This window comes from Streptomyces sp. NPDC017936 (assembly GCF_044328485.1).
GTDB lineage: Bacteria > Actinomycetota > Actinomycetes > Streptomycetales > Streptomycetaceae > Streptomyces.
The window spans coordinates 43,067-53,685 of the sequence record NZ_JBIRHK010000021.1 but is presented as its reverse complement, the minus strand read 5'-3'; the positions used below and the strand labels follow the sequence as shown (position 1 = coordinate 53,685).

Here is a 10,619-nt window from a genome sequence, read left to right as displayed (position 1 = left end):
GCGGGGGCCGGCCCGGTGTTGGGCCCCCGCCCCCCCCCTGGGGCGGCCGCGCCCCCGGCCCCCCCCCCGGGGCCCCCCGCCCGGCCGGGGGGGGGGGGGGGCCCCCCCCCCCCGGGGGCCCGCCCCGCGACGGTGCCGTACCACGGGAACCACGGGCACGAAGGGACGGAACAGCCCATGCCGCACACCGCGAGCGCCGACACACCACCCGGGCACGACAGTTACCTCGTCGACTCGGCGCCGTACGCCCTGGTACGCGCCACCGTGCTGACCTGCCCCGCGCAGTCTCCGGCCACGGCGGCGTTCCGTGCCGCCCTCGCCCGCCTCACCTCGCTCGAAGCCGCGCTGCGCGCGCTGCGCGAGCCGCTCTGCGACGACCTGTACGCCAGCCGGTCCGGCCACGGCGAGCAGTACCACCGTGACGTCGTCCTGCCGCTGCGCCGCGCACTGCACAACGGGCGCGAGCCGCGGCCCGCCGTGCTGGACCGCCTGGACGACCTCCCGCGGCGAGTCCCCCGGCTCGCATCCTGGCTGGAGCTGCGCGACCGTCGCCGAGCCCTGACGGCCGAGCTGGGCGGTGCCGCCGAACCGGCACTCGCGGCCGAGCGGGCGGCCCTCGCCGCCCTGTGCCGGGAACCCGCGCTCGCCCGGGCCGTCGCGCTCACCAGCGGCGACCTGCTGCGCGCGGTCGAACGTGCCGGCCGCCGGGCCGACGACCGCAAAGCCCGCAAGGAGGAGCCCACGGTGCTGCGCCACGCCCTGCGGGCCGGCACCAAGACCAGTCCCTTCTCGTGGTTCACGGCCGTCGGCTGGGGCCGGCCGGCCCCAGCGCGCGCCGGCCGCCCGCGCGTGCGGTCGTGGGGCGAACAGCCCCTCCTGGACGGCCCTCTGCACGCGTCGGTGAAGGTCAACCGCACCCTGACGACCGCCCTCGCCGAGGCCCTGCTGGCCGACCCGCGCCACGGCGCCGGGCTTCCGCACCGCGTCACCAGCACCGCGCGCGTCTCCGACGGACGCGCGACGTACGCCCGCGACCGGGTCGCCTTCGCCGGTGGCCGCTACCTCGTCACCGACGAGGACGCGGCGGAGGTGGCCTTCAACGGGTCCCTGCGGCTCCTGGCCCCGTACGCCGGAACTCCCGCGCCGCTCGACGAGATGGCGGAGCTGCTCGCCTCCGCCCTGCCCGGGGCGCCCGACACGAACCGCGCGGCGGCGCTGGCCTTCCTCGAACGCCTCCGGCAGGCGGGTCTGCTGGTGCCGACCAGTCCGGTCCCGCCGCAGGACCCGGACCCGGCGGGCCGGCTGGCCGCGTGGCTCCGCACGCTCCCCGGCGTCGGGGGGCAGGGCCCCGAGGCGGCCGGCCGCCTCGCGGACCGGCTGGCGGAACTGTCCCGTGAGACCTCGGCGTTCGCCTCCGCACCCGCGCCGCGGCGCCCGGCCCTCCTCGCCGGGCTCGCCGACGGCTGGACCCGGCTGCTCGCCGACGCCGGACGGCCCGTCCCGACGGGTTCGGCGCCGCTGAACGTCCTCTCCGAGGACGTCGTGGCCCCACGGCCGGTGCCACTCGACGGGTTCCTCGACGGGGCCGACCACGAGGCCCTGGGCGAAGTCACCGCGCTGGCCGAACTGTTCGACCTCGCACACGTGATGCGGCGGGCCGCCCGCGACCGGTTCGTGGAGCGGTACGGCGCAGGTGGGAACTGCCCGCACCCCTGGGAGTTCGGCGCCGAGGTCGAGGAGGCCTGGGAGCAGGCCGCCCGCGTCACCGCCCCGGGCCGGGACGATCCGGCCGGGTTCCCCACCGGCGTCGGGGCGCTCATGGCCCTGCGCGCCGAACTCACCGACGCCGTGCGCACCGCCGCGGCCGGATCGCCGGACGGCACGGAGGTCCTGCTGCCGGCCGACGCCGTCAAGGGACTGGGCGAGCGGCTGCCGCGCTGGGCCGTCGAGCGCCCCCTGAGCTACGCGTACTTCCTCCAGCGGGACCCGGACGGCGGGATGCTCTGCGTGAACCGCGTGTACGGCGGCTGGGGCCGGTTCACCAGCAGGTTCCTCGACGCGCTCGACCCCGACGCGGCCGAGGACGTGGCCGCGCAGCTGCGCCGCGGCCTCGGACCGGGCGCGCGCGCCGCGCAGATGCGACCGGTCGGAGGGTTCAACGCCAATCTGCACCCGCTGCTCGTCCCGGACGACATCGGGCCCGACCGCCGCTGGACCTCGCTGGCCGAGGCGGACGTGGAACTCTTCCACGACGAGGCCGGCGACCAGGTGCGGTTCCGGGTCACGGCCACCGGCGAACCGCTCGACGTGCTCTACCCCGGCTTCCTCGCCCCGCTCATGCTGCCGCGGCGCATCGCGGCGCTGCTGTCCGACCACCCGCACGGCGTGGTGGACTTCCGGTCGCTGCCGCCCCGGCACTCCGTGGACGCCCCGGGGGGCGAGGTGGTCCTCGCCCCCCGGCTGCGCCACCGGCACGTCGTCCTGAACCGCCGCCGGTGGACCCTGCCGGCCGGAGTGGTGCGGGCCCTGCACGCTGAGCTGACGGCGGCCCCCGGGACCCCGGTGGAGCCCGTGGCACGCTGGCGCGCCCTGCTCGGCCTGCCCGACCAGGTCTTCCTGCACCCCGCGCCCACCGCCCCCACCGGCCGGGTGACCGAGGACTTCCTGGCGCACCTGCGCCGCCCCAAGCCCCAGTTCGTCGACCTGGGCAACCCGCTCCACCTGCGCTGCCTGGCCAAATGGCTCTCCCGCCACCCCGGCGGTGCGGTCCTCGAGGAGGCGCTGCCCGCGCCGGGCGGATCCGCCGTGCCGACCCGTGCGGTGGAGCTCGTCACGGAGACGTACCGGGCGGGGAGGTCGCGATGACGTCCACCCCGCTCCCGGCGGACGGCGGCGCCGACGAGGTGCTCGACGTGGTGGCGTACTACCACCAGCCGGTCAAGGCACGGCTGCTGGGGGAGGCGGTGCTGCCGCTCACGGCGGAGTGCCGGGACCGGGGCCTGGCCGCCCACGTCGAACGGCACTGGCTGCACGGCCCGCACGTGCGGCTGCGTCTTCGGGGCGCCCCGGCACGGCTCGGGCCGGCCGCCGAGCACGCGGCACGGGCGCTGCGCGACTGGGTCGGCGCCCACCCCTCGCGGCGCGACCTCACCGACGCCGAACTGCTGGAACAGGCCGCCCGCAACGGGCGCGCCGAGCTGGTCGCGCCGCCCTACCACCCGATCGTGCCGGACAACACGGTGCGCCTCGAACCGGTCGACCTCGTTCCCCTGCGGCGTCTGCTCGGGGACGATGGCGCGGCGCTCCGCGACGACCTGCTGAGCGGCGGGCTGGAAGCGCTCCGGGCGGGCACCGGGTTCCTCGGCGAGCACGGCGACGGCGCGCAGGCGCGCGTGCAGCTCGCCGTCACGGCGCTCGCCGCGCACGCGGCCGCCCACCCCGGCGGGCTCGCCGGCGGCCACTGGTCGTACGTGTCCCACCTGGAGGACTTCCTCGTCCATGACGACCCCCACGGCCGACTGCGGGAGGGCTTCGAACGGCGCTGGGAGAGCGCGGGCGACACGGTGACCGCGCTGGTCGGCCGGATCACCGGGGGCGCGGCACGCGGGTGGGAGCGTGACTGGGCCCACTGGTCGGCCGCCGCTTGGCGGCTGGCGCAGGACCGCCACGCCGCGGGAGCCGACCTGCACGGCGATCCGCTCCAGTACCGGGAGCGCGCGGCGGCGACCGGGGACGCGGAGACGACGGAACGATGGAGCCGGGACCTGCGTACCCGCTACAGCGAGTTCCACCGCCTGCTGCGGCGCTCCGACCCCGAGGGGACGATGTGGAGCCGCCCCGACTACCTGGTCTACCGGGCCTGCACCAACGCCCTGTACCGGCTCCTCGCGATCTGCGACGTCACGCCGCTGGAACGCTACCTCGCCGCCCATCTCGTCATCCGCACGGTGCCCCGCCTGACCGGGTGCGACTGGCGCGCCGAGATGGCGGCGGCCGTCGACGCGAGGGAGCGCGGAGCATGACCACTCCCTCGGCGCCCGGAACCCTTCCGGTGAACGCCCGGGCCGGCGGCGACACCACCGGTGAGGCCGCCGGCCACACGACGGAGCCGGCCCTTCCGCGACTGCGCCCCGACGTGGCCGTCACCCCGCTGCGGGCCGGCCTGCACCTGCGCGGACGGCGCGGCAGCGTCACCCTCGAGGGCAGCACGGCGCTGCCCGCCCTGTGGCGTCTGCTGGAGGAGCCCCTGCGCACGGGCGACGCGGCGGAACTGGACCGCAGGGCCGCGCCCGGCACCCGGGCGCGCAAGGCGCTGGACACCCTCGTCGAGCGTCTGCGGGCCCACGACCTGGTGGTGTCGGCGCCGACCGGACGCGCCGCCGACTGGGTCGCGGCGACGGCGGGGCGGCCCGCCGACACCGCCGCCGCGCTGGCGGCGGCCCGCGTGGAGGTCGCGTCCGGCGCCCCGGGCGGCCCGCTGGCGGAGGCCGTCCCGCGCGCGCTGTCGGACGCCGGAGTGGCCTGGTCGCACGCCGTGGACCCGGCGCTGCCCGAGGACGTGGTCCTGCTGCGCGAGGCCGGAGGCGGCCGGCGGGCCGTGGCCGTCGGGGTCCGGGGCGGCCGGGGTTACGTCACGGCCCCCGGCAGCCCGGAACAGGTCTCCTCGGACGCGGCCGCGCTCGCCGCGCACCCGCCGTCGGAGCCCGCCGAAGCCGGTCCGGCCGCGTTCGTCGCGCTGCTCGGCGGCTCGGCGGCGCAGCGGCTGCTGTGCGCGGTCGGCGGGCTGCCGGACCCGGCGAGCGAGGGGGACGACCCGCGACTGGTGCCCGGACTGCCCGCGGTCCTCGTGGCCGACGCCCGGCCCCTGCGGGCCGACTACCGCAGCTGGCTGGGGCCCGGCCTGATCGACGCCGACCGCCGCACCCGCCTGGAGCCGGCCCGGGCGCTCGCCGAGGCGCTGGGACGGGTGACGGCCCTCACCGACGAACGCGTCGGGGTCCTGCCGGGCCCGGCGCCGGGAGCCCTGCGTCAGTCGCCGGTGCCGCTCGCCTCGTGCGAACTGCCGGAGGGCGCCGTGCTGGCCGGCGCGGCGCGCCTGGACCTGGCCCGTCTGGAGGCGTTCTGCCGGGCCGCGGAGCTCCGGCTGGCGGGGCCCGGCGTCGGGCGCGCGTCGGTGGGCGCGGATCCGGCGCACGCCCTGGGCCGCGCCCTGCGCGAGGCCGCGGCGGAAGCCTTCCCGGCCGCGGGCGCGGTACTGCCCGAGGCGCACTGGCGGGAGCATCCGCAGGCCGGCCACTGGTGGACGGCCCTCACCGCACGCCTCGGCACGCCAGCCCGACTCGAGGTGCGGCGTCTCGCCGACGAGGAGGCGTACCTGGCCGTCGTGCGCGGCGGAACGGATCCGGCCGCCCACGGGCCCGTCCTCGGCCACGCGGTGGAGGCGACGCCGGGCGACGCGGCGGCGTTCGCCGCCCTGTCGGCCGCCGCCGCGACCGCCGCGGCCGCCCAGGGGCTCGCCGTCGGGCACCTCTGCCGGGCGAACGGCGCGGTGGCGGCACTGGCCACGGCGGACGTCCGGACGGCTCCTTGGGAGGACAGGGGCTGGACCAACGGCTGGCTGGCGGACCTCGCGCTCCGGGAGGCCGCACTGCAGACCGTGCTGCGCCGGCTGACCGGGCTGCGCGTCCGGGAGTCCGGCGACGCCGCCCCTCCGCTCGTCGCGCGACTGCGCGCGTTCGGATTCTCGGTGCTGTACGGCCGGGGGGAGGGCCGGTGAGTCACGCCGGACGTCCGGTCCTCGGCCCGCTGCCCGTGCCGGTGCTCGACGCCGGGGCCGCGCTCGCCGCGACGGCGGGTCCGGCGGTCGTCCTGCTGCCCCGGTGGACGCTGGAACTCGCCGAACGGCTCAGCCGCCACGCGCTGGCCCATCCCGTGCGCCTCGTCCCGGTGCGGTTCGACGGAGCCCTGGCCGTCGTGGGGCCGGTCCTGCGTCCGGGCGCCGCCGCCTGTCTGTCCTGCGCCGAGTACCAGCGGCTGGCCACGACGGGCGGGCGGGTGCCGTGGCACAGTCCGGCCCTGGCCCTGGCGGGGACTCCCTCGGCCGCGCTGGGCGGGGCGACCGGCGCACTCGCCCTTGAGCTGCTGGAGGCGGCCGACGACGAGTCGCCGGGACCACGGCCGGGCGCGGACGCCACCGCCACGGTGCACCTCGTCCACCACGGCCGCGCCACCTGGTCCACCCACCGGGTCCGTCCGGTCGGCGGCTGCGCGGTCTGCCGGCCGCTGCCGGACGACTCGGCCGCCGACGTCGTACCGGTGCCGTCGGGCCCCCGTCCGCTGCCCGACCCCGAGGTGCTCCGTGGCGCCAACCCCCGCACCGAGGTCGCGCAGCTGCGCGCGGTGCTGCACGACGAGCGGTTCGGCCCGGTGCGCCGGCTGTTCCGCAGCGAGGACTCCGCCTTCTGCCTGACGACGGCGTTCGTCACGGACGGACGGATGGTGGACGACGGCGGATACGGGCGGGCCGGTGACTTCCGCACCAGCGAGCGGGTGGCGCTCTTCGAGAGCGTCGAGCGGTTCGCGGGCATGCGGCCGACCGGCCGGCGGACCCGGCTGCGGGCGTCCTTCGGCGAGCTCGGGCCGGACCGGGCCGTGGATCCCGTGCGCCTGGGGCTGCCCGACCCCGCCTACCAGGGCCATCCCGCCTCGCGGACCGTCCCGTACAGCCCCGACCTGGAACTGGACTGGGTCCACGGCTGGTCCCTCACCCGGCGCCGGGCCGTGGCCGTGCCCGAGCACGTGGCGTACTGGGACGTGCCGGGCGACCGGCCGCGCGTGGTGTACGAGTCCTCCAACGGCTGCGGGCTGGGCAACAGCCTGGAGGAAGCGGTGCTCTACGGGCTGTTCGAAGTCGCGGAGCGGGACGCGTTCCTGATGGCCTGGTACGCCTCCACCCCGCTCGCCCGCGTGGAGCCGCCGCCCGAGGATCCGGAGACGGCCCTGCTGGCCGACCGCGCGGAGCTGGCCGGCTACCGCCTCGTGCTCCTCGACGCCACGAACGACTTCGGCGTCCCGGCGGTCGTCGCGGTCTGTCGCTACGAGGGCTCCCACCCCGGGGCTCCGAGGATGCTGCTGGCCGCCGGAGCCCACCACGACCCGCGCGTCGCGATCCGTTCGGCGGTGGCGGAGGTGGTGACCAACGTCCTGGAGTCCGCGCGCCGTTCCGGTCCCGGGAACGGACTGCGGGACCCGGCGCGGCTGCTCCCGATGCTCGACGACCCGGAACTCGTGGTGACCCTGGACGACCACGTGGGGGTGAACTCCCTGGCCGAGGCGGCCCCGCGGCTGGCGTTCCTCTTCGCCGACACTCCGACCCGCTCCGTCGCCGAGGCCTGGCCCGGTGCGCCGGAGCCGGTGGCGGACCTCGGCGTGCTGCTCGACGCGACCGTGCGGCGGCTGACCGGCGAGGGCCTGGAGGTCATCGCCGTCGACCAGACGGAGCCGGGGCTGAGGGACCGGTTCGGCCTGCACTGCGCCAAGGTCGTCGTGCCGGGCTCGCTGCCCATGACGTTCGGTCACGTCAACCACCGCACCAGGGGCCTGCCGCGCCTGCTCCGGACGCCGTACCGGCTGGGCCGCACGGACCGACCGCTGCACCCGGACGACCTTGCGGTCCACCCCCACCCCTTCCCCTGACCCCGCCCCTTCCCGACCCCCGAACGAACGAGGGCCTCCATGACGACGACCGGCACCTGGCACAGCTACCACCTCTTCCTGCACTCGAACACGGAGGACACCGACGCCTTCCTCACCGAGGAGGCGGCCGGGCTGCTGGACGGACTGGTCGCCTCGGGGCGGGCCGCGAAGTGGTTCTTCATCCGGTACGGGGAAGGAGGCCCGCACCTGCGGATCCGGGTCGCGGGGCTGAGCCCCTCGGCCGCCGCGGAGCTGCCGTCCACGCTGGCCCGGGCCGCCAAGGCGGTGCCGTCCGTGGGTGGCCCATGGCCCTCGCACCACGGTGAGGTCCGCATGGTGGAGTACGTCCCCGAAACGCGCCGCTACGGCGGGCCGCGGGCGCTGCCCACGGCCGAGGACGTCTTCACGGTCTCCTCCCGGGTGGCCGTGGCGGCGCTGCGCACGCTCCGGCGGCAGCCGGCCGGCGGGTCGGGCCGGCTCGTCCTCGCGGCCGACCTGGCACACGCCACGGCGTACGCCCTGGACATGGACCGGGTCACGGCGGCGAAGTGGCTGCGGGGCCACGCGGCGGGTTGGCGCTGGGTCACCGAGGTGCCCCTGCTCCCGGCCGCGGCCGTGCACATGCGGATCAACTCCGTCTACGCGGCGCAGCGTTCCGCGCTGGGCCGCCGGGCGGCGTCCCTGCGGGAGGGACTGGCGCAGGGCGGGGCCGGGGAACCCTGGCTGGTGGAGTGGGCGGACCGGGTCCGCGCGGCGGACGGGACGCTGCGGGCCCGAACGGAGTTCGCGCCCGCCGACGTGGACGCGGTGCTGCGGTGGGTGTGGGCGTCACAGCTGCACATGCTCCTCAACCGGCTCGGCGTCTCCCCGGACGAGGAGCGCGCGGTGTGCCGGCTCGCCGCCCGCACGCTGCTGGACACGGACGAGCCGGTGTCGTACTTCCCGCAGGGGCACCGCGCGCCCGACTGGCAGTACCTGGAGAGGAGCCAGATCCGGATCGGCCGCAACGAGGACTCCGCCCTGCGCCACGCTCCCTCCGACGCGGCGGCCCACACCCACGGCCCCGAGACGCCGCTGCCGGCGGACCCGCTGCCCGAGGTGCCGTTGTCCGCAGCGCTGGCGGCACGGTCGTCCGCGCGCGGCGAGATCGGCGGGCCGCTGGACGCCGGCACGCTCGGCGCATTGCTGTGGAACGCGCTGGCGGAGAGCAGCCGGACCCGGAGGCGGTTCCCGGACGGCTCGGACCGGATCTACACCCACCGCCCCTACCCGAGCGCGGGCGCCCTCCACACCGCACGGGTGCGGCTGCTCGTCCTCGACGTGGCGGGGCTCCCCGCGGCGACGTACGACTGCGTGCCGGAGCACCGGACGCTGCGCCGGGTGGGCCCGGCACCCGAGAAGGCCGAAGTCGAGGCGCTGTCGACCTATTTCTCCCGTCCCGAGGAGGACCCGGACCGGATCGGTGTCGACGGCGCGCCGGTCGTCGCCGGACTGTACGTGGAGCTGGGCCTGCTGCGCCGGCGCTACGGCCTGCGGGCGCTGCGCCTCGGGCTGCTGGAGACGGGGCACCTGGCGCAGACGCTGCTGCTGACCGCCGCGGCCCTGGGGCTCGCGGGCACGCCGCTCGGCGGCTTCCACGACGACCTGGCACACGAACTGCTGGGCCTGGACGACATGGACCAGCCGCTCCAGTACCTGCTGCCGCTCGGGCGCCGCACGGACGGCTGACGGCACGGCCCACGGTGGCCGGCGGACGCCGTCACCGGTCGAACAGCACGCCGGCGACGGCCCGGGACCCGAAGATCCTGGCCGTGCTGGACGCCGGTACGACGCGGCCCTTGCCGAAATCCTCGTCCGGGTCAGGCGGCATGCTCGTACGCGTGGAGAAGGCCGCCGAGGCGATGCTCGGCGTCGTGACCGAACGCGATCCGGCCTGTCCGGGCCGCTGGCCGACGGGAGGGTCAGCCGAGCCGGAGCAGCAGGTCGGTGAGCGCGGCCGGTGTGGTGATCATGCAGTCGTGGCCGGTCGCCAGCTCCCACACCTGCGCCGGGGCGCCGTTGGGCTGGATCGCGGGAACGGGACGCCGGACGAACCCCTCCGGCAGGACGGTGCAGTGGATGTGCGTGCGCGGGATTCGCCTCGCGGCCGGCTCGTTCAACCGCACCGGTTGCCGAAGGCAGTGCACCGGCTGGTCGGACAGCATCGTGCGCAGCCAGGCGACGTCGTTCGGGTCGCTCACCCCGAACAGGCCGGCGGGCGGCGGCATCTCGGGCGGCGGCGGCACCCGCCAGCCGCTCTCCGACCGCAGGGCGAGGTCGATCAGGTGCTGGGTCACCGGCATGACGTCGACCGCCGTCTCGCCGTCCTCGGGGACCATCGCGTCGAGGTAGACCAGCTGTGCGATTCGGTCCGGGACGTCGTTGGCCACGGACGAGACCACCAGTCCGGCGTAGCTGTGCCCGACGAGTGTCACCTCGGTGAGGTCCTCCTCGGTGATCAGCGTGACGATGTCATCGACGTGCGTGTCGAGTCCCACGTCGGGGCCGGCCAGATGTGCCTTGTCGCCGTAGCCGGTGAGCGACGGTGTGAGCACCCGGTGGCCCGCCGCCGTCAGCAGCGGAACCACCCGCTCCCAGCATCTGCCGCTGTGCCAGGCGCCGTGGACCAGGAGGAACGTCGACATGGTTGTGCTCCTTGCTGTGTGGGCCCGCGTCGGGACGCGGGAGGAAGAGGGCTCACCGTCCGGTCACGCCGATGCCCTGCCGGCGGGCGTCCTGAGGCCTCCCGCCCGGCCGGACGTGTGTCGTCTGGTCCGGCCGGACAGTTCCCCCTGCGGGGAAGGGCCGGGCTCGGTGGGCCGGTGGCAACGTTGCCGCAGCGGTGCCGGGCGAGCCAGGGCCTTCACGATCCTGGGGGTGACAGG

At 76.9% G+C, this 10,619-nt stretch carries 6 protein-coding genes; 5 read left to right on the top strand and 1 reads right to left on the bottom strand.

Going from position 1 to position 10,619, the window contains the following annotated elements:
- The first annotated feature begins 177 nt into the window (after positions 1 to 177).
- The 5 genes from ACH4F6_RS34080 to ACH4F6_RS34060 are packed head-to-tail and all read left to right on the top strand — an operon-like array spanning position 178 to position 9,423.
- Positions 178 to 2,865 (top strand): lantibiotic dehydratase, encoded by a 2,688-nt coding sequence (locus tag ACH4F6_RS34080; protein ID WP_397964240.1) that lies wholly within the window; start codon positions 178 to 180, stop codon positions 2,863 to 2,865.
- Positions 2,862 to 4,022 (top strand): lantibiotic dehydratase C-terminal domain-containing protein, encoded by a 1,161-nt coding sequence (locus tag ACH4F6_RS34075; protein WP_397964239.1) that lies wholly within the window; start codon positions 2,862 to 2,864, stop codon positions 4,020 to 4,022. Before ACH4F6_RS34080 ends, ACH4F6_RS34075 begins: the two co-directional genes overlap by 4 nt.
- Positions 4,019 to 5,776, top strand: a complete 1,758-nt coding sequence (locus tag ACH4F6_RS34070) for a hypothetical protein (protein WP_397964238.1) — start codon at positions 4,019 to 4,021, stop codon at positions 5,774 to 5,776. Before ACH4F6_RS34075 ends, ACH4F6_RS34070 begins: the two co-directional genes overlap by 4 nt.
- The gene (locus ACH4F6_RS34065; protein ID WP_397964237.1) at positions 5,773 to 7,695 is read left to right on the top strand and encodes a TOMM precursor leader peptide-binding protein; all 1,923 of its coding nucleotides are present in this window, start codon (positions 5,773 to 5,775) and stop codon (positions 7,693 to 7,695) included. Before ACH4F6_RS34070 ends, ACH4F6_RS34065 begins: the two co-directional genes overlap by 4 nt.
- A gap of 39 nt (positions 7,696 to 7,734) precedes the next feature.
- Positions 7,735 to 9,423 (top strand): thiopeptide-type bacteriocin biosynthesis protein, encoded by a 1,689-nt coding sequence (locus ACH4F6_RS34060; protein WP_397964236.1) that lies wholly within the window; start codon positions 7,735 to 7,737, stop codon positions 9,421 to 9,423.
- A 233-nt stretch (positions 9,424 to 9,656) separates the two neighbouring features.
- Here the strand turns inward: ACH4F6_RS34060 and ACH4F6_RS34055 are convergent, their stop codons facing one another.
- Positions 9,657 to 10,379: an alpha/beta fold hydrolase gene (locus ACH4F6_RS34055; RefSeq protein ID WP_397964235.1), complete on the bottom strand. Its 723-nt coding sequence runs from the start codon at positions 10,377 to 10,379 to the stop codon at positions 9,657 to 9,659.
- Between the last annotated feature and the right edge of the window lie 240 nt (positions 10,380 to 10,619).

Bases quoted from the DNA above. Each gene is read 5' to 3' on its own strand.
- ACH4F6_RS34070 (WP_397964238.1), top strand. From the start codon at position 4,019: ATGACCACTCCCTCGGCGCCCGGAACCCTTCCGGTGAACGCCCGGGCC.
- ACH4F6_RS34075 (WP_397964239.1), top strand. From the start codon at position 2,862: ATGACGTCCACCCCGCTCCCGGCGGACGGCGGCGCCGACGAGGTGCTC.
- ACH4F6_RS34080 (WP_397964240.1), top strand. From the start codon at position 178: ATGCCGCACACCGCGAGCGCCGACACACCACCCGGGCACGACAGTTAC.
- ACH4F6_RS34055 (WP_397964235.1), bottom strand. From the start codon at position 10,379: ATGTCGACGTTCCTCCTGGTCCACGGCGCCTGGCACAGCGGCAGATGC.
- ACH4F6_RS34060 (WP_397964236.1), top strand. From the start codon at position 7,735: ATGACGACGACCGGCACCTGGCACAGCTACCACCTCTTCCTGCACTCG.